The 19,554-nt window shown below is 43.7% G+C and carries 16 protein-coding genes; 3 read left to right on the top strand and 13 right to left on the bottom strand.

The window, feature by feature from the left end; translation table 11 throughout:
* Positions 1-31 precede the first annotated feature (31 nt).
* Together ACMHKH_RS01260 and ACMHKH_RS01255 are read right to left on the bottom strand one after the other, a co-directional pair.
* Complete coding sequence (locus ACMHKH_RS01260) at positions 32-994, bottom strand: hypothetical protein (protein WP_413518873.1); 963 nt, start codon at positions 992-994, stop codon at positions 32-34.
* Between the two features lie 52 nt (positions 995-1,046).
* Positions 1,047-1,850: a sulfite exporter TauE/SafE family protein gene (locus ACMHKH_RS01255; RefSeq protein WP_413518952.1), complete on the bottom strand. Its 804-nt coding sequence runs from the start codon at positions 1,848-1,850 to the stop codon at positions 1,047-1,049.
* A 219-nt stretch (positions 1,851-2,069) separates the two neighbouring features.
* Here ACMHKH_RS01255 and ACMHKH_RS01250 point away from each other — a divergent pair, with 219 nt between their 5' ends.
* Positions 2,070-3,038, top strand: a complete 969-nt coding sequence (locus tag ACMHKH_RS01250) for a biotin--[acetyl-CoA-carboxylase] ligase (RefSeq protein ID WP_413518872.1) — start codon at positions 2,070-2,072, stop codon at positions 3,036-3,038.
* Between the two features lie 37 nt (positions 3,039-3,075).
* Positions 3,076-3,804 carry a pantothenate kinase gene (locus ACMHKH_RS01245; RefSeq protein ID WP_413518871.1) on the top strand — a complete coding sequence of 243 codons (729 nt, stop codon included), beginning with the start codon at positions 3,076-3,078 and terminating at the stop codon, positions 3,802-3,804.
* Positions 3,805-3,894: 90 nt separating this feature from the next.
* On the opposite strand, the gene ACMHKH_RS01240 is transcribed toward ACMHKH_RS01245, so the two are convergent.
* The 11 genes from ACMHKH_RS01240 to ACMHKH_RS01190 form a co-directional block, all read right to left on the bottom strand.
* Positions 3,895-5,082 (bottom strand): isovaleryl-CoA dehydrogenase, encoded by a 1,188-nt coding sequence (locus ACMHKH_RS01240; protein ID WP_413518870.1) that lies wholly within the window; start codon positions 5,080-5,082, stop codon positions 3,895-3,897.
* 231 nt (positions 5,083-5,313) lie between these two features.
* Positions 5,314-6,234 (bottom strand): hydroxymethylglutaryl-CoA lyase, encoded by a 921-nt coding sequence (locus tag ACMHKH_RS01235; protein ID WP_413518869.1) that lies wholly within the window; start codon positions 6,232-6,234, stop codon positions 5,314-5,316.
* A 14-nt stretch (positions 6,235-6,248) separates the two neighbouring features.
* Positions 6,249-8,369: a biotin carboxylase N-terminal domain-containing protein gene (locus ACMHKH_RS01230; RefSeq protein WP_413518868.1), complete on the bottom strand. Its 2,121-nt coding sequence runs from the start codon at positions 8,367-8,369 to the stop codon at positions 6,249-6,251.
* A gap of 153 nt (positions 8,370-8,522) precedes the next feature.
* Positions 8,523-9,341 (bottom strand): enoyl-CoA hydratase/isomerase family protein, encoded by an 819-nt coding sequence (locus ACMHKH_RS01225; RefSeq protein WP_413518867.1) that lies wholly within the window; start codon positions 9,339-9,341, stop codon positions 8,523-8,525.
* A 44-nt stretch (positions 9,342-9,385) separates the two neighbouring features.
* A complete protein-coding gene (locus ACMHKH_RS01220; RefSeq protein WP_413518866.1) occupies positions 9,386-10,996 on the bottom strand; it encodes a carboxyl transferase domain-containing protein in 1,611 nt (536 codons plus the stop codon).
* 124 nt (positions 10,997-11,120) lie between these two features.
* A complete protein-coding gene (locus tag ACMHKH_RS01215; RefSeq protein WP_413518865.1) occupies positions 11,121-12,875 on the bottom strand; it encodes an AMP-binding protein in 1,755 nt (584 codons plus the stop codon).
* Positions 12,876-13,249: 374 nt separating this feature from the next.
* Positions 13,250-14,506: an FAD-dependent oxidoreductase gene (locus tag ACMHKH_RS01210; RefSeq protein ID WP_413518864.1), complete on the bottom strand. Its 1,257-nt coding sequence runs from the start codon at positions 14,504-14,506 to the stop codon at positions 13,250-13,252.
* Positions 14,507-14,753: 247 nt separating this feature from the next.
* On the bottom strand, positions 14,754-15,473 hold the full coding sequence (locus tag ACMHKH_RS01205; RefSeq protein ID WP_413518951.1) for an amino acid ABC transporter ATP-binding protein: 720 nt from the start codon (positions 15,471-15,473) through the stop codon (positions 14,754-14,756).
* Positions 15,474-15,646: 173 nt separating this feature from the next.
* Positions 15,647-16,318, bottom strand: coding sequence for an ABC transporter permease subunit (locus tag ACMHKH_RS01200; RefSeq protein WP_413518863.1), 672 nt, complete (start codon positions 16,316-16,318; stop codon positions 15,647-15,649).
* Positions 16,315-17,061: an amino acid ABC transporter permease gene (locus tag ACMHKH_RS01195; RefSeq protein ID WP_201546208.1), complete on the bottom strand. Its 747-nt coding sequence runs from the start codon at positions 17,059-17,061 to the stop codon at positions 16,315-16,317. Before ACMHKH_RS01195 ends, ACMHKH_RS01200 begins: the two co-directional genes overlap by 4 nt.
* 108 nt (positions 17,062-17,169) lie before the next feature.
* Positions 17,170-18,162 (bottom strand): glutamate/aspartate ABC transporter substrate-binding protein, encoded by a 993-nt coding sequence (locus ACMHKH_RS01190; protein WP_413518862.1) that lies wholly within the window; start codon positions 18,160-18,162, stop codon positions 17,170-17,172.
* A 406-nt stretch (positions 18,163-18,568) separates the two neighbouring features.
* Here ACMHKH_RS01190 and ACMHKH_RS01185 point away from each other — a divergent pair, with 406 nt between their 5' ends.
* Complete coding sequence (locus tag ACMHKH_RS01185; protein ID WP_413518861.1) at positions 18,569-19,549, top strand: Hsp33 family molecular chaperone HslO; 981 nt, start codon at positions 18,569-18,571, stop codon at positions 19,547-19,549.
* Positions 19,550-19,554 lie beyond the last annotated feature (5 nt).

Genomic DNA, 19,554 nt, shown 5'->3' with positions numbered 1-19,554 from the left:
AAGAATCAGTAAACTTAGCAAAAACAGGCGGCTATTCTACCTTAAATTGTGGGGGATTTTTAGGGTTAAAATTATAAGTGCATAAACGATTTTGATTGAATCCTTGTAGTAGTTTTTGCTCTACTTGGCAAACCTCCTGTTCATTCAAGTAACAGTTATTAAACTCTATTAGAGATTGCCACGTGATACTGGCAATCTCTAAATGTGCCACTACCTCTAGCAATTCATCTCTTAGTAGATGCTGATATTTTTCAGGCTTGCTTTGACACATGGCTATTTCTTTATCAACAAGGCTTTGCTTATCTTCTTTTAGAGCACTTCCACCAATGAATAGTAGTAAAAACTTTGTACCTTTATCAATGAAACCTATCTCTAATAAATACTCGTACATCAAACAGTACTTTAATATTTGGTCAGCATTTTTTTGACTATTAAGCTTTAATTCATTTGCCACCATTACATTAGCCTCATGGTTATAGGATAAATTATCCATAAACATAGCATTTAGTTCGGTACTATATTCAAAAATGCCACTATTGCCATGTGTCGACCATGAACCGCTTTGGTCGAAATTAATGAATTGCGCATATAATAGGTTTAGATAACTATCACTACATAAATTGAGAAAAATATCAAATTCTTTATTCAGGTAATCCTCAGAAAAAAACTTCACACGGCGAAAAGCTTCCCTAGCATTACAAATACCAGTCGTCTGTGTTGAATAAGTTTCTAACTGCTCAGACTCACTCATTTTTTGAATAAGTTTTTTACTGATAACTTTCTCAACTTCTTCAATACTTTTATTTTCCAATTCTGGAAGCCTTGCCCACTCAATAATTTGACGTACATATTGCTTTTTACTAATGCCAAGAACACGCTGCGGTTCCCATACCAAAAACTCTACCATATTAGATAAACCAGTCGTCCATGGTATCTGATCTTTTAAATGGCTAATTGAACCAAAAACACGACGATATTTTTCTGCTGCTTTCATACTTATAGTGTCCCGCAGTTAGCGTTCTGATTTTTATTGAAGTCTGAAAATTTTACAACACCCCAATCCCACTTAACAACAGCTGCCCACCCGCAAACAATAACAACACCCCAAAAGCGCGTTTTAGCATTAAAGCTGGCAATTTGTACGCAAGCTTTGCGCCGACTTTTGCCATCATAAAACTCACTACTGAAATACATAAAAATGCAGAAATATGCACGAAACCTATCGTGCCCTCAGGTAAGTTTTCGACATTCTGACCAAACCAAGCGAATCCTAGTGCCCCTGCAACGGCAATAGGCAGACCGCAAGCAGCAGCCGTACCTACTGACTGCTTCATCGTCAGCCCTGCCCAGTTCAAAAATGGCACCGTCAAGCTGCCACCACCAATACCAAAAATAGACGACGCCAAACCAATACCCGTACCAGCGCCAAACTGCACACCAGTAGAAGGTAGTGGTTTGCCCAGTTGTTCTTTATTAGAGAAAAATAGCATCTTGATAGCAACTAATAATGCACCGCCACCGATAATGGCTTTTAATGCTTGCCCATCAATCGACTCTGCAACGCCCGCACCTATTAAACTTCCAATGACTAAACCTAGTCCCATTTTACGCCAGATATCCCAACGCACGCCGCCACGCTTATTGTGGGCAGTCATTGAGCTGATTGAGGTGATAACGATGGTCGCTAATGAAGTGCCAATGGCTAAATGGGTGACCACTTCAGGAGGGAAATGATAAGCAGTAAAAATCCATACCAATGCTGGTACGATAATCATGCCACCGCCGACACCGAACAATCCCGCGCAGACACCCGCGAACGCCCCTGCAATCACAAACCATACATATAACATCATCGAATCAGCCTTTTATAATGCGTCTTTTTTATTAAAGTATTTATTTTATCATCACTTATATAACACATTTTTAATTGCATTTGCCAAATCATAAACTGAGCTTTATGCTGTCTACTTGATACTGTTTATTAGTGACAATTTTATTAACAACAGTCGCTCAGTATATCAAAGATTGTCCTTGCCACATTTGCCACCTTAACCACATCGACGAAAATTATGCCACCACTTATCCATTCATCTGACTGCCTACCTAATTCATTAGTGCTTGATCATTTACCTGAACTCAACCACCGCCATCTTATTAGTAACGGCTCTACCAATAGCGAGCTGATAGCAGATGTGCAAAATGGCACGCTCAATGCTGCTGAGATGCATCTATTAACTGCCGAAACACAAAGCTCAGGGCGTGGGCAACACGGGCGCTCATGGCAATCACCGCGTGGCAATGTCTATCTGTCGTTATATTATCCAGTGCATATGCCGATTAGTGGTTTATTGTCGTTAATTATTGGCGTTGAGCTGGCTAAGATGCCCGTTATTCAAACGCTAAATGAGCAATTACGTGCGAAAGGATTGACGCCGATTGGGGTAAAATGGGCCAATGATTTAGGATTTTATCAATATCCGTCTAACGCAGCGCAAGATGAATCTGAATCAGCAGCACAAACTCTACCCTTTCATAAGCTTGCAGGGATTTTGATAGAACCCGTCACCCAAGCTGGCAAGCTGGTTGGCGTAGTGATGGGCGTAGGACTTAATGTACAAGCAACACCGCAGCTAACGGCACAAACCTGTGAAGGCATGAGCTATCAAGCGATTAGCTTACAGGATATCGAGCGGATACTGCAGCCAAAAGCACCAGCCAGCAGTCTACCAAGCTTACGCGAGCTTTATCAGCAAATGAGTAAAGCATTAATGGCGGCGATGACGCGCTTTACGCATTTAGGGTTGGAAAAGCCTACTGGTCAAACATATAATTTGGACAGCTTTTTAAAACAGTTTGACTCGATGGATGCATTGGCAGGGTTACGCTTGCGAGTTACTCAAGAACATAACGGTCAGTTAGACACGCTAACAGGTCATGCTTGCGGTATTGATACACATGGATGTTTGCAATTACGCCAAGATAACGGTAATATTTCTGCGCTTTTTACTGGGCGCATCGACGTTATTAATAAGACGTAACGCTCTTACTTAACAAGCATTATATAAAGGGATTCTTATGCTCTGGCTTGATCTTGGAAACACCCGCCTGAAATACTGGCTAACCGATGATATCGGGCAGATAGTCGCGCATGATGCCAAGCAGCACTTGCAAGCGCCTGCCGAATTGTTAATGGGTCTGACCGATCGCTTTGAGCGTTATGCGCCTGATTTTATTGGCATCTCATCGGTGCTTGGTGACGACCTCAACACAAAGGTATCAGAGACATTAAGTCGGCTTAATATCCCGTTTAAATTTGTTCATGTCGATGCTGATTATCCGCTCATGAAGAGTGCGTATAATGACCAACAGCTTGGCTGTGATCGCTGGCTGCAAATGCTCGGCGCCGTGGATAAGACAAAACGTCAGTGCGTGATTGGCTGCGGTACCGCCGTAACGATTGATTTAATTGATCATGCTGAGCATTTAGGCGGTTATATTTTCCCGAGTATTTATCTACAACGTGAATCCTTATTTTCTGGTACCAAGCAAATTACCATTTCTAACGGCACTTTTGATAGCGTTGGTCAAGGCGTTACCACAAGGGATGCGGTTCATCGCGGGATTATGTTGTCTATTGTTGGGGCGATAAATGAGATTAGCACGCGCCATCCTAACTTTGAGATCATCATGACCGGTGGCGATGCAGCCATTATTGCCCAACACATCAATCGTCCAGTCAGGTTACGTGATGATTTATTGTTAAATGGTTTGGCACGCTATTTTGATCATACTCAACAATCTTAGCGATTTGATAGTTGTTATAAAATACATATAAAAAAAGCAGGACGTTATAAGCGTACTGCTTTTTTAGTTTCATCAAAACGTTAATACCTTCTATTTCGTCTCGTTAAACAATTCACGACCGACCAGCATACGGCGAATCTCACTGGTACCCGCGCCAATCTCATATAGCTTGGCATCGCGCCAGTAACGACCAAGCGGATATTCATTGGTATAGCCATTGCCGCCAAATATTTGAATGCCCTCGCCTGCCATCCAAGTGGCTTTTTCGGCGCACCATAAAATCACACTGGCACAATCTTTACGCACTTCTCGGCTATGACCGGCGCCGCGCGCGTCCAACATATCGAGATTTTTACCAACGGTATATAAGAAGCTACGACCCGCTTGCAAGATAGTATACATATCGGCAACTTTACCTTGAATGAGCTGGAATTCACCAATCGCTTGCCCAAACTGCTTACGGTCATGGATATAAGGCACGACGTTATCCATCACTGCTTGCATGATGCCGATAGGACCGGCTGCTAAAACGGCACGCTCGTAATCCAGACCGCTCATTAAGACTTTAACGCCTTCATTTAAACCGCCTAAGATATTCTCTTTAGGTACTGCAACATTATTAAAGGTCATCTCGCCAGTATGACTACCACGCATACCAAGCTTATCGAGTTTTTGCGCAGTGCCAAAGCCTTCCATACCTTTTTCCACGATAAAAGCGGTCATGCCTTTGGCGCCGAGCTCTGGATTAGTCTTGGCATAAACCACCATCACGTCAGCATCAGGACCATTGGTAATCCACATTTTACTGCCATTTAAAATATAGCTACCGTCTTTTTCTTCCGCTTTCAGTTTCATACTGACGACATCTGAGCCAGCGCCCGTTTCGCTCATCGCTAAAGCACCGATGAATTCACCGCTAATAAGTTTTGGCAAATATTTTTGCTTTTGCGCCTCTGAGCCATTACGTTTGAGCTGATTGATACATAGATTTGAATGCGCACCATAGCTCAGCGCCACTGACGCAGACGCGCGGCTAATCTCTTCCATCGCGACCATATGCGCGACATAGCCCATATCAGAACCGCCGTACTCTTCAGGAACGGTAATGCCATGTAGACCAAGATCGCCCATCTTTTGCCACAAATCCATTGGGAACTCATCACTGCTGTCTATCTCGGCAGCACGCGGGGCGATTTCTTTGGCGGCAAACTGTTGTACCACATCACGTAAAGCGTCGATATCTTCGCCAAGCTGAAAATCCAATCCAGGTAAACTCATAACCATTCCTTGTATTTTAATGTTTTAAATTTTAATCTGGTTTTTAAATCACTATCTTTTTAATGCTGTTTTTGATGTCATAGTCAATTCTAAATAAGATTGATACCTTAATAACCTCGTGCTACTGGTGTTAATTTTTCTTGCTTGCTGTTCGCAGGCGTGACAGAGGCTGCGAAAAATTTACTCCAGTAGCACTTATATTGGTTTTAAAGTGAATCAATTATATATTCATTAAGATTGACGTTTATTAATCAGCGCGCGTGCCACGTTTGAGCCGTTAGGACGACCCAAAAACTTACTGATACGCTCGCCTGCCACTACTAATCTTTCTAAGTCGATACCGGTACTGATGCCCATGCCATGCAGCATATAAACCACATCTTCGGTGGCGACATTACCCGTTGCGCCTTTGGCATACGGACAGCCGCCAAGCCCAGCGACTGAGGTATCAAATTCACTGACGCCCATCTGTAGTGCCGCTAAGGTGTTACTTAGTGCTTGACCATAAGTGTCATGAAAATGCCCTGATAGCATGGTGATATCTGCATACTCAAGTGCAGCCTGTAGCGCGCGCTGCACTTTCAGCGGCGTACCCACGCCAATCGTATCCGCAATACCGATTTGCTCTGCGCCAATTTCAAGCAAACGCTTGGTTACATACGCCACTTGGCTGGGGTCAATCTCACCTTCGTAAGGGCAGCCAACAGTACAAGAGATAACACCGCGCACCTTAATACCTTGCGCTTTTGCTGCTGCAGCAACGGGTGCGAAACGCTCAATGCTTTCATCAATACTGCAGTTGATATTTTTTTGGCTAAAGGTTTCACTAGCTGAGCCAAAGATGACAATTTCATCAGGGCGATGCAAGATAGCATTCTCAAAACCGCGCATATTGGGAACCAATACCGAATAGCTCACATCTGCTCGACGCGTAGACGCAAGTGCTTCGAGCAGCGCGCTATTATCGCCCATTTGCGGCACCCACTTTGGTGATACAAAACTAGTGACCTCAAGTTTTTTTACACCTGCTGCAATCAAGTCATCGATAAGCGCTTGCTTTACTGCCGTCGGCACCGTCATGGATTCGTTTTGTAAGCCATCACGTGGACTGACATCGACGATGGTGACGTGCTTTGGATATGAGATACTCATACTAACTGTCCTTTTTACTGGCTGTCTTCACTATCGATACGCAGCAGCTCATCACCATCAGCAACCAAATCACCTGCGCTGAATAACAATTCTGCCACTACGCCATCGGTTGGTGCCGTAATAGTATGTTCAATTTTCATCGCCTCAATGACGGCTAATGGCTCGCCCTTTTTCACGCTATCACCAACGGCTACTTTAAATGCTACTACCTGACCTGGCATCGGTGATTTCAAACTACCAACAGCCGCACTATCTTCGCCAACATGCGCCATGATATCAACGAGCCTAATCTCATCACGCCCATTATCGGTAAATACATAGATGGTTTCATGGTTTGTCCAGCTTTGGGCGTTGATACGCGCGCCATCTAACCACAAAGTATGAGTGTGTGCATCAATGCTGCTATAGCTGACTTGACCTTCATAGACAGTTTCTGTCTGGGCAGCTACGTTCGCGTTGCTATTATCTTGCGTGTGAGCAATTTCTTTTTCCATGACCAGCGTAAAGCTACTGAGGTTATCGCTGCCCTTTTTGCTCTCTGAACAATTAGCATTGTGCCAGTTGCTAATACGAGCGTTATAAAATTGCTCGGCGTAAACCAAGCTAAACGAGCGCGTATAATCGCTAAAGGCACGGAAACCTGTAGGCTTGCTAAAAGGATCCGCACCTATACCTTTATCTGCTGCTTCACTGGCAAGTTGCTGCGCAATAGCAGTAACCGCAAGCGTTGATAATTCAAGCGGATGCTGATCAAATAACTGCTCACGCTCACGCTCAATCAATGCCGTATCAAGATTAGCTTGGCTAAAAGACTCGGTATTTACGATGTAGCGCAAAAATGCGACGTTATTTGGTAGACCGACGATGCGTGTTTGCGCGAGTGCACGGTCAAGCTTGGCTAACGCTTGCTCACGCGTTGGTGCATGGACGATCAATTTGGCAATCATAGAATCATAAAAAGGGCTAATTACATCGCCTTCTCGTACACCGTCATCGATGCGCACATCAGCGCTATTCTTATTAATAACAAAGGTGCTATGTTTAGGTTTTTGATAAGTAAATAAAGTGCCCGTCGCTGGCAAAAAGCCATTATCAGGATTTTCAGCACAAATACGCGCTTCAATCGCATGACCATTTATCGCCAGCTCTTCTTGTTTTTTAGGGAGTGGCAAACCTGCTGCAACCAAGAGTTGCCATTCGACCAAGTCTACGCCAGAGATAGCCTCACTAACCGGATGCTCAACTTGTAGGCGCGTATTCATCTCCATAAAATAGAAATTCATCAAACCTTCGCGCTGCTCAACGATAAACTCAACCGTACCTGCGCCAAAATAGTTGACCGCTCGCGCTGCTTCGATTGCCGCGGTTCCCATCGCTTCACGCATTGCAGCATCGACACCCGGTGCCGGCGCTTCTTCTAGTACCTTTTGATGGCGACGCTGTACTGAGCAATCGCGCTCAAATAAATGGACATAATTGCCATGGGTATCACCGAATACTTGGATTTCGATATGGCGCGGTTTTAGGGCATATTTTTCAACCAATACTTGGTCGTTACCGAAGCTGGTAATCGCTTCACGGCGGCATGATTCTAACAAGCCAATGAAATCGTTGCTCTGCTCAACGATACGCATGCCTTTACCGCCGCCACCGGCGCTGGCTTTAATCAGTACCGGATAGCCAATGCTATCCGCTTGCTGCTTTAAGAATGTACCATCTTGATTTTCACCATGATAGCCAGGTATCAGTGGCACGCCAGCCGCTTCCATCAAACGCTTGGACTCAGATTTACCACCCATGGCACGGATAGCATCAGCTGATGGACCGATAAAGAACAATCCGGCATCTTGACAGGCTTGCGCAAAGTCCGCATTCTCACTTAAAAACCCATAACCTGGGTGAATCGCTTGTGCGCCAGTATCAAGAGCAATCGCAATGATAGCATCGCCTTTCAGATAGCTATCTTTTGGAGCAGAACCACCCAAATAAACCGCTTCATCACAGACCGCCACATGCTTGGCTTCACGGTCAGCATCAGAATAAACCGCAACGGTACTCACACCCAAACGCTTCGCAGTCGCGGCAACTCGGCAGGCAATTTCACCACGGTTGGCGATCAAAATTTTAGAAAACATAACTATCCCTGTATCTTATCGTTTTATCGTTTTATCGTTTTATCGTTGATAAATAATCAAATGGTAGGCTGATATTCACGTATGACCGTTTACGCTAGACTGATTTTATTATTCATTGGTAATTTAGCGAACATGTTTTTTATGACTATATACCTATTCTGCTAGTAGCCAATCAGGCTTACGCTTTTGCAAAAATGCTTGCACACCTTCTTTTCCTTGCTCTGACGAGCGGATATCGGCGATACCTTTAACCGTATCAGCAATCAATTCATGGGTAATATCTGCACCTGCGACGTCATGTAATAAACGTTTGCAGGTTTTGACTGCTTCCGGGCTATTTTTAACCACTTTTGCACAAAATTCTGCAACTGCATCGTCTAGTGACTCTTCACTAACGCGCTCATGAATAAAACCGAGCTGACGGGCTTTTTTACTATCAAACACTTCCGCACTGAGAAAATAACGCTGCGAGGCTCTGGCACCTAATGCGCGTATCACATAAGGACTGATAGTCGCTGGCGCTAAACCCAGACGCACTTCGCTAAGACAGAAATTGGCAATTCTTACAGCGATTGCCACATCGCAAACCGCAACCAAACCCATACCACCTGCATAGACGTCACCCTGTACCGCCGCTATCGTTGGTTTTGGACACTCATAAATGGTCTTGAGCATTTGTGCCAATTTATCGGCGTCCGCTAGATTTTCTTCATAGCTATAATCTGCCATGGCGCGCATCCAATTAAGGTCTGCTCCCGCACAGAATGCTTTTCCAGCAGCGGCTAAAACGATGACACGTACCTCATCGTTAGCGCCAAGCGTCTTGAATACCTCAGTCAAATCGGCAATCATCTCATCGTTAAAGGCATTACGAATTTCAGGACGATTCAAAGTTACAGTAGCTATATGCTGCTCAACGTTAACCAATAAACTTTTATAATTGTCAGGTTTTTCGTGAATATCTTTTGTCATAGCTTTCTCTATATTTTTTTATAAATGTGAAATGGCTAACAATCTTACATTCTGAAAACACCGAAAGTGGTTTCTTCGATGGGAGCGTTATGAGCGGCACTAAGGGCTAATGCCAACACGTTACGCGTATCAGCAGGATCAATCACGCCGTCATCCCATAGACGAGCGGTGGCATAATAAGGATGACCTTGCTCTTCGTACATCTCACGAATCGGCGCTTTAAACGCCGTTTCATCTTCATCGCTCCACATCTCGCCTTTACGATCAAAGTTATCACGCTTAACGGTTGCCAATACCGACGCTGCTTGCTCACCGCCCATCACAGAAATGCGCGCATTTGGCCACATCCATAAGAAGCGCGGACTATACGCACGTCCACACATGCCATAGTTCCCTGCACCAAATGAGCCGCCAACAATGACAGTAAATTTTGGCACTTTCGCATTCGCCACCGCCATCACCATCTTAGCGCCATGACGGGCAATACCTTCGTTCTCATACTTACGGCCGACCATAAAGCCGGTGATGTTTTGCAAGAATATTAATGGAATTTTGCGTTTACAGCACAGCTCAATAAAGTGCGTGCCTTTTTGCGCCGACTCACTAAAAAGAATCCCGTTATTGGCAATGATACCGACTGGCATACCTTCAATATGAGCGAAACCACAAACCAGCGTCGTACCAAAACGTGCTTTAAATTCATCAAAGGCACTGTCGTCGACGATACGCGCAATGATTTCTTTGATATCAAAAGGCTTACGTTTATCGGTTGGAATAACACCGTATAGCTCTTTGGTATCATAGCGTGGCGGACGTGGTTGGATTTGATTTGGAATGTGCTTCTCATGACGATTTAAATGGCTGACGATATTACGCGCTATCGATAACGCATGCGTATCGTTTTGCGCCAAATGGTCGACCACACCTGATAGACGCGTATGTACATCACCACCGCCCAAATCTTCAGCGGTGACCTCTTCACCGGTTGCTGCTTTAACCAATGGCGGACCACCCAAAAAGATAGTCCCTTGTTCTTTAACAATAATAGACTCATCGCTCATTGCTGGCACATATGCTCCGCCAGCGGTACAGCTGCCCATCACTACCGCAATCTGTGGAATACCAGCTGCACTCATATTAGCCTGATTAAAGAAAATACGCCCGAAATGCTCTTTATCGGGAAATACTTCATCTTGATTGGGCAAATTTGCGCCACCAGAATCCACCAAGTAAACACACGGCAAATGATTTTCTTGGGCAATTTCTTGGGCACGTAAATGCTTTTTGACCGTCATTGGAAAATAAGTACCGCCTTTTACCGTGGCATCATTACAGACAATCATACACTCGATACCGTTAATGCGACCGATACCGGCAATCACACCCGCCGCTGGGATATCTTCGCCGTACATATCATGCGCTGCCATCGGCGCCACTTCTAAAAATGGCGTTCCGACATCAAGCAAACGCTCGACACGCTCGCGAGGGAGCAACTTGCCACGGGCTAAATGCTTGGCGCGCGCACGCTCTGATCCGCCTTGGGCAACTTTACGCAAGTGTACATATAAGTCATCAACCACTTCTTGCATAGCGGCACTATTTTGCTGAAATTCAGTAGCGTTTGGACTCAATTTACTGATTATGATAGCGCTCATGATATCCCTTTTCTTTAATGCGTAAATGCGAGTAGCTTTTTATACGAATTATTATAACTACTGGTTATTTTAATACTTACTGACCAATTTATTAGTAAAACGAGCAATGAAACTGCTTAAGTTTTTATAATCCCAATTCTTCTTTCATTTGTTCAATAATTTTATATTTCTGAATTTTGCCAGTGATGGTCATTGGATACTCGGTCACAAAGCGATAATAGGTCGGTACTTTATAATGGGCAATATGCTCGCTACAGAACTGACGCACTTCTTCTTCGGTCAAGCTACCGTCTTCTTTAGGAATAATCCAAGCAGCCAGTACCTCGCCATAATGCTTATCGGGTATACCAACGATTTGTACATCACGGATTTTAGGATGACGATAGAGATAGTTTTCGATTTCGACCGGATAAATATTTTCACCACCGCGGATGACCATATCTTTACTACGACCGACGACTTTGACATAACCGTCTTCATCCATGGTTGCTAAATCACCCGTATGCATCCAGCCATCTTGAATGGCTTCACGCGTTTTAAAGCGGCTACCCCAATAGCCTTTCATTACTGAATAACCACGAGTAAGCAGCTCGCCAGTTTCGCCTAAAGGTACTATTTCACCTGTTTCGGTATCAATGACTTTGACTTCAAGTGCTGGCTGCACGAGTCCTACGGTCGAGACTTGTTTATCAAGTGGCGTATGTTCATTGGTCTGACAAGATACTGGACTGGTCTCGGTCATACCATAAGCAATGGTGACCCCTTTCATATGCATCTCATCAATGACGCGACGCATGACCTCAATCGGGCAGCTAGAGCCTGCCATAATACCGGTACGCAAGGTTGATAAATCAAAATTCTTAAACTCAGGATGGTCAAGCTCAGCGATAAACATCGTTGGTACACCATGGAGACCAGTACATTTTTCTTCTTCAACTGCTTTTAATACCGACAAAGGCTCAAAACCATCGTTCGGATAGACGATACAGCCGCCATGGGTGAGGATTGCTAAGTTACCGAGCACCATACCAAAACAGTGATATAACGGTACTGGAATACATAGCCTATCCTCTTCAGTAAGATTCATCGCCTCACCGATAAAATAGCCGTTATTCAAGATATTACGATGACTTAACGTTGCGCCTTTAGGGGTGCCAGTTGTACCACTGGTAAATTGAACGTTAATAGCATCTGTATTTCTCAGCTGCGCTTGGCGCTCGGCAACACGCGGGTCGTTGGCGTCACCTTCCGCCATCCATGCAGAGAACTTCTGCATAAAATTAAACTCTTCATTGCTGTCTGGCTCATCAATCCAAATGATACGTTCAATCGTTGGAATCTCAACCAAATCAAGCTGAGTATAGTCTTTATGATAAATTTCAGGACATAGTTCGCGAATTAATTGCGCATAGTCGCTGCTTTTGAAATGACGCATCAGTACCAATGCTGAGCAGCCTAATTTATTTAAAGCATATTGCAATTCAAAAGTACGGTAGGCAGGATTGATATTGACCAGAATGATGCCAACCTTTGCGGTTGCTAATTGCATGAGCAGCCACTCAGCATTGTTATGCGACCAGATACCGATACGGTCGCCAATCTCAAGCCCCATCTCAATCATGCTACTAGCCAGTTGATTGACCTGCTGCTGCAACTCACGATATGTCCAACGGATATTTTGATGACGAACGACCAACGCTTCACGCTCAGGATATTTGGAAACGATAGCATCAAAGAAATCGCCGATGGTTGCTTCAATCAGTGGCACATCGGGACCTTTATCATAGCTTTGGGTGAGGGGCGCATTTGCTGAGCGTGCACCCATGTTGATACTGGGAATATTATTAAGAATGCTATCGAAGTCAATGATTTGCGTCATAACGAGTCCTTTCGTTTTACTTTTTATGGCACGTATAAATTGTGCTTATGAATCGCCTGTAGACAAGTCTTTCTTCCTTGCGCAGGTCTTACATCGTAAGAGCTACTATAACGCTATCAATGAAAGACTGTCAATCATAGCAATACAATATGTATCATTTAATTAATTTCTAGAAATAATCACTCTGTAAAAGATACCATAAAAATATGGCAGATATTTGACACAAAAAAGCCAGTCATGCATTTAATGCACAGCTGGCTTTTTGATGACAATTGCGGTGATAAAAATTGCAGTGATGAGAATTAATCTTTACGTCTATTATCAACGTTAGATTACAAACCCTAGGTGTTAAATAAGATTTAACCTTGCAACCATTAAGCTTTAACCGTTGGCGGTGCTTTAATCGTTACTGTCGCACTGACTTCATTATTATCATCTAGCAAATCCATGATGAGCTCATCATCACTTTCAGTGGTTATTTGCCAATTGCCATTAGCTTGCGGTACACCTGTTACCATCACCGAAATCGCTTTATTTTTTAGGCGAATCATCGGTGGTTTATGGTCATAGCCGCTATGTTCTAACCCCAAGATATCATCAGCAATGGTGGCTGCTTGTGCACGCAGTGGTGCTACATAGCGGCAGGCAACGCCATTAATCGACATACAATCACCAATGGCATAAATATTATCGGTAGTGGTACGCAGCGTCGGTGCGTCAACCTCAATACCAGTGCGGCGGTTAAACTCAACCCCAGCGGCGGTTGGCAATGTACCATCGACCGTCAGACCTGTACTAGCAATCACCTGGTCGACGATTAATATATCAGATTGCTTAGATTCTGTACTTTCTTCGTTAGAAGCAAGCGGCTCATAGCTGACTTGTAACTTTCCATCATTGTTGCCGTTATTACTACCATCATTGATACGAATAACATCGGTTACCTGATAGCCACCTAAAAAGTTAATACCTTGTGATTTGACTGCCTCTGCAATACGCGCAGTCGCTTTTGCCGGTAACATTTGTGATAAAGGCGCATCATTTAAATCAATCAAGGTTACCTCATGACCTGCCTTTAGCAAGTCCTCGGCAATCTCAGTACCAACCATACCCGCTCCAACAATCGCAATATGCTGACTACCTGTTGCTAGCTTCTCTTGTAGCTGCCCAAAGCGCTCGATATGATTGACATGCCAGACCAGCTCCTCTGGTAAACTTTTCGGGAATATAGGATGTGCGCCCATCGCTAACACCAGCTTGTCATAGCTGATAGTGGCATAATTGGTATAGACAGGATCTGAGCGCAGCGCTGAAATAAGCTGTACCGTTTGAGCGGTAGCGTCGATATCCGTCACTTGCGTATTGGCAAGTAAGGTTACTTGGGCGGCTTTTGCTGCATCAGCACCAGTCGCCCGTACCAAATCTGAGGCTTGCTTGTTTTGACTGATTGCCATGGTCAGCATCGGTTTATGATAGCGGTCGCCACTGTCTATCGTGATTAAAGTAATCGGTACATCTTTGTCTTTGGCACGAATCGCATCAATCACGTGCCAGCCTGCTAAGCCTGCGCCAATGATAACGATACCTTTTGATGCTGCTGTTGTCGTTGAAAGTATAGTTTCTGAGCTCATACTGACTCCATGATGGATGAAAGATTATTTTATTTTTTATGGTAGTGACTGTTTATAATAGGCACTGTCTATAATAATGATTTTTTATGATAGTGGCTGTTATTGTATCAGTAAACAGGTATTCACTCACGTATTCAGTTACCTGCTTATTCACATCATTTTTTACACAATTTCTAGTAATAAAAAAGCGCCTATTAATAGACGCTTTAATGAACCAAAACTATATGACGCTATAGAAATTCAATAGTTAATGATTCAGAATTTTTGATAAGAACATCTGCGCACGGTCACTTTTTGCGCCTTCAAAGAACTCATCTTTACTACAGTTTTCGACGATATGACCTTCATCCATAAAGATAATCCGGTTAGCAACCTGATTAGCGAAGCCCATCTCATGGGTCACACACATCATGGTCATGCCATCACGGGTCAGCTCAATCATGACATCAAGAACTTCTTGAATCATTTCAGGATCAAGTGCCGAGGTTGGCTCATCAAACAACATTGCGACTGGATCCATCGCTAAGGCACGGGCAATTGCCACGCGCTGCTGCTGACCACCGGATAGCTCAGCGGGATATTTTGCCGCCTGAACCGTCAGCCCAACACGATCTAAGTAAGCCATGGCTTTCTTCTTAGCTTCTTCTTCTTTACGACCCAATACTTTAATTTGGGCAACAGTCAAATTATCAATAATTGTCAAATGCGGGAACAGCTCAAAATGCTGAAACACCATACCTACTTGACTACGTAACTTTGGCAAATTGGTCTTTGGTGCACCGACTGAGATACCGCTCACCATTATCTCACCTTTTTGAAAAGGCTCTAATCCATTGACAGTTTTAATGAGCGTTGACTTACCACTACCCGATGGACCGCAAACGACAACGACATCGCCTTTATGCACATGGGCGGTACAGCCAGTCATCACCTGAAAATCGCCATACCATTTACTGACATCAGTCATCTTGATGACAATCTCATCGCTAGCATGACCATTATCGGTGACCAGTCCGCCAAATTTATTTATATACGTGTCAGCATTATTCATCACTGGCTCCTAACCACGTTATTTTTATCATTATTTAATAAAGGCTTTCATACTGAGATTTTAATACTCAGCTTGTAACAAAAACTCTATTAAAATCTCAAACGCTTTTGTATTTGTTGCACGCCGATAGAGGCACTTAAACTGATAATAAAATACACAGCGCCTGCCCCTAAGATATAAGGCGTTAATAAGCCCATCAGTTCACCACGAACATAAGCGGCGCGGAAAAAATCTGTCAAGCCAATCGCAAATACTAATGTCGTGTCTTGAAATAAAATAATACATTGCTGCAAAATTAGTGGCAGCATCTTGCGAAATGCTTGTGGTAAGACAACCAAGCGCATCGTTTGACTATAGGTCATTCCCAGTGCTTTAGCGGCATTAACTTGTCCACTACCGATAGATTGAATACCAGCACGCACTACCTCTGAAAAGTACGCCGCTTCAAACATCATAAAGGCGACTACGCAGGAAGTAAAAGCGGTATCAAGTTGCAAATATTTACCAGCGATCCAAAAATAAATCATCGGTACCGCAAAATAAAACCACAGCAATACTAATAGTAACGGTACAGAACGAAAGTAATTGACGTATAGCTTAGCGGGTATCTCAAGTGCTTTGATACCAGACAAGCGCATCAATGCCAATACCGTCCCTAAGCTGATACCGCCTAATATCGCTAAAAACAATACCTTTAAGGTCGTTAGCATGCCACCCATCAAACCGGGATAAGCCGTTGCAAGTTCGGTCATCATATTCATTTTTGACTCCCTGCAATCAGCCCAGGTACACGCAATTTGCGTTCAATCAAACCCATGATGGCAATCAAAGAGAGATTAAACACCAAATAAATAATAGTAGCATAGGTATAAATCTCGAGACTATTTTGGGTATACTCGCTAATAGTTTTGGTCTGACTAATCAACTCCATGACCCCTACCAAAGACGCAACCGAAGCGTTTTTAAAGCAGTTGGTCAGCTCCGAGCTCAGTGGTGGCAAGATAACCCGAAACGCCTGCGGTAGTAGCACCTCTTTATAAGCTTGCGGGATGCTAAAGCCAAGCGCGTAGGCGGCGTTGATTTGTCCTTTTGGCAGCGACTCAATACCTGTACGTACTTGTTCGACAATACGGGCGGCGGTAAATAAACCAAGACCGATACTGGCTGACAGCATGGCTGAGGTATTTGGAGACAAGTCTTTATACCACCACTCTTGGATGGATGGCGTCAGCCAACCGGGGGCGATATAAAACCAGAAAAATAATTGTACCAATAAAGGAATATTACGAAAAAAAGTCACATAAGCGGTGCCAATAGCGCGTGCGCCTTTATTCGGTAAGGTGCGCATAATACCAAAAATGGTACCAACCACCATGGCGATTGCCCAAGCGATACTACCGATCAATAACAACCAGCCGAGACCCGTAATCATCCAATGGATATACAGCTCGCTACCGATGCCGGTCTGCTCAAAGAGCACACCCCAGTTCCAGCTATAATTCATAATTGTCTCTCCGAGCAACGATTAAAAAGCCCACGCCTCAGACTGCTATCAAGAAATCTGACAAACAATCTGAACGCGTAAGCATGCTATGTTGAGGGACAAGGGACGTTATTGTGCAGTGGCAACTTTTGGCTGATCGCTATCGTGTGGATTGGCAATCAAAGCTTTTAAGTTATCTGACATCTCAAATTTTAGGTTAACATTTTTTGGTGGAATAGGATTCATAAACCATTTGTCATAAATGCTATTGATCTCGCCTGATTTAAAGACATTGGCTAAGGCTTCATCAACCACCGCTTTAAATTCTGGATCGTCTTTACGCATCATACAACCATAAATCTCAAACGATTGTGGCTCACCAACGATAACCCACTCATCCGGATTTTTTGCTTTGGCTTTTTCGCCAGCCAACAACACGTCATCCATCATAAAGGCATCAGCACGACCGTTTTCTAGCATTAGGAATGCTTCGCCATGGTCTTTTGCTGAGATGATATTGATATTCATCTTTTTGTCATCGTTGTATTCACGGATATAACGTTCTGAGGTCGTACCGGCAGTCGTGACCAAGGTTTTGCCTTTTAAGTCATCAAAGCCTGTGATACCTGAATCTTTTTTGGTTAATAGACGCGTACCGATTTCAAAGAAGCCGTTAGAGAATGCCACTTGCTTTTGACGCTCTTCATTGTTGGTCGTTGAACCACACTCAAAATCTACCGTGCCGTTCTGTACCAATGGAATGCGGGTTTGCGAGGTAATTAAGTTATAGCGGATTTTTAAATCTGGCATATTGAGTTTTTCTTTAACCGCGTCCACCACTTTCATCTCTAAATCGTGCGCATAACCAATCGGCTGATTTGGGTCGTCGGCGATATAGGAGAACGGAATAGAGGAGTCACGGTGACCGACGACGATAGTGCCTGATTCTTTGATTTTATCTAAGGTGCCGTTGGTATTTGTCTTCGCTTCAGTGGTCGCACCATCTGCTGGCGTCGCCTCAGTAGTGGTTTGACTGCTGTTATTACAGCCTGCTAGACCTAATGCCATAAAGGCGACTAACGCTAAGGGTTTAGAAATAGAGGTAGAAAGAGGGTAAGTCATAAGATACGTCCTTTTATCACATTGCCACAAAATTTGAATGACATATAAGCGTTATGAGACCGTATAAAGACGCTATCAATCTGCGCCTATGAGCCTTATCGCCATGCATCCGTGCTGTTGCTGTTATTTATCACTATGCAACTTAATGTTACTGTACAACAAATTGACTGATGAGGGTAAACTTTTTTACTTAGCCAACTATTTTAGGTTTTTAATTTTTTAAACTAAGAATTCTTAAATAAAACAAGCTCTAACGTCATTCGTATAGGTAAGTGTTTACTAAAACGAATAGCGAAATTTATTTTTTATAAACGTCCTCTATTACGTCAGGAATATAGCAAATACGATTGATAAATCCGCATCTATCCCCATAAAGCTAGCAACTTCTTAATCTTATAAATGACCTATGACACAAGATACCCAAGCCCCGACTATCCTTGAGCCAAGCGCTGATTCTATGCACGATAATGATATTCGCCAACGCTTTTTTATTGAAGATTCACCTGTACGTGGTGACGTGGTTCGCCTGTCGCGTAGCTATGCAACCACCATTGCACAAAAGCCATATCCTGAAGCACTCAAACGCTTATTGGGCGAGATGCTGACGGCCGCAAGTCTGCTGATTGGCACGGTCAAAATTAATGGTCGCTTATCGATTCAGCTGCAATCATCGGATCCTGATAGCCTGCTTAACTGGGCAATGGCAGAATGTGACCAAGATGGTATTATCCGTGCCCTTGCCAGCTGGAAAACTGAAACTGACGAGCAAGTGCAAGCGTGGGACAATATGCTCCATGCCAAAGAAGCATTTTCTGAACTGGGCGCTACTGGTCAAGGTGTATTGTTCATCAATATCCAACCAGATGGCGGCGAGCCGTACCAAGGTATCGTTGAGCGTAGCCATGACAATTTGGCAGATTGCCTAGCTCATTATCAGAAGCAATCGGCGCAGATTCCAACGTTGATTAACTTGGCATCTGATGGTTTACAAGCTGGCGGTATCTTGGTACAAATGCTACCTCGTACTGCTCAAGAAACCTATGAAGTTGAGCAAAATCAAGATGCAGGTATTGATGATGACTTATGGACGCGTTTAAGCGTGTTAACGCGCACAGTAAAAGCAGAAGAACTGACTACCTTAGATACCAATGAGATTTTATATCGCTTGTATCATGAAGAAAATGTCGTTGCCCCTGAGCCCGTGTCGCTCACATTTGGTTGTACTTGCTCACGCGAAAAATGTGAGATGGCAATCGAGCAAATTGGTCAAGCAGAAGCTTTAGATATCGTTGCAGAACAGAACGGTAGCTTTGAGATGGATTGCGGCTTTTGCGGTGAGATTTATAAATTTAATAATGATGACATTGCGGCGATATTTACTGAGTAGTTTTT

It is taken from the genome of Psychrobacter glacincola (assembly GCF_965118485.1).
Taxonomy (GTDB): Bacteria; Pseudomonadota; Gammaproteobacteria; order Pseudomonadales; family Moraxellaceae; genus Psychrobacter; species Psychrobacter glacincola_D.
The sequence above is the reverse complement of the archived record's forward strand: the minus strand, read 5'-3'. Positions and strand labels throughout refer to the sequence as shown.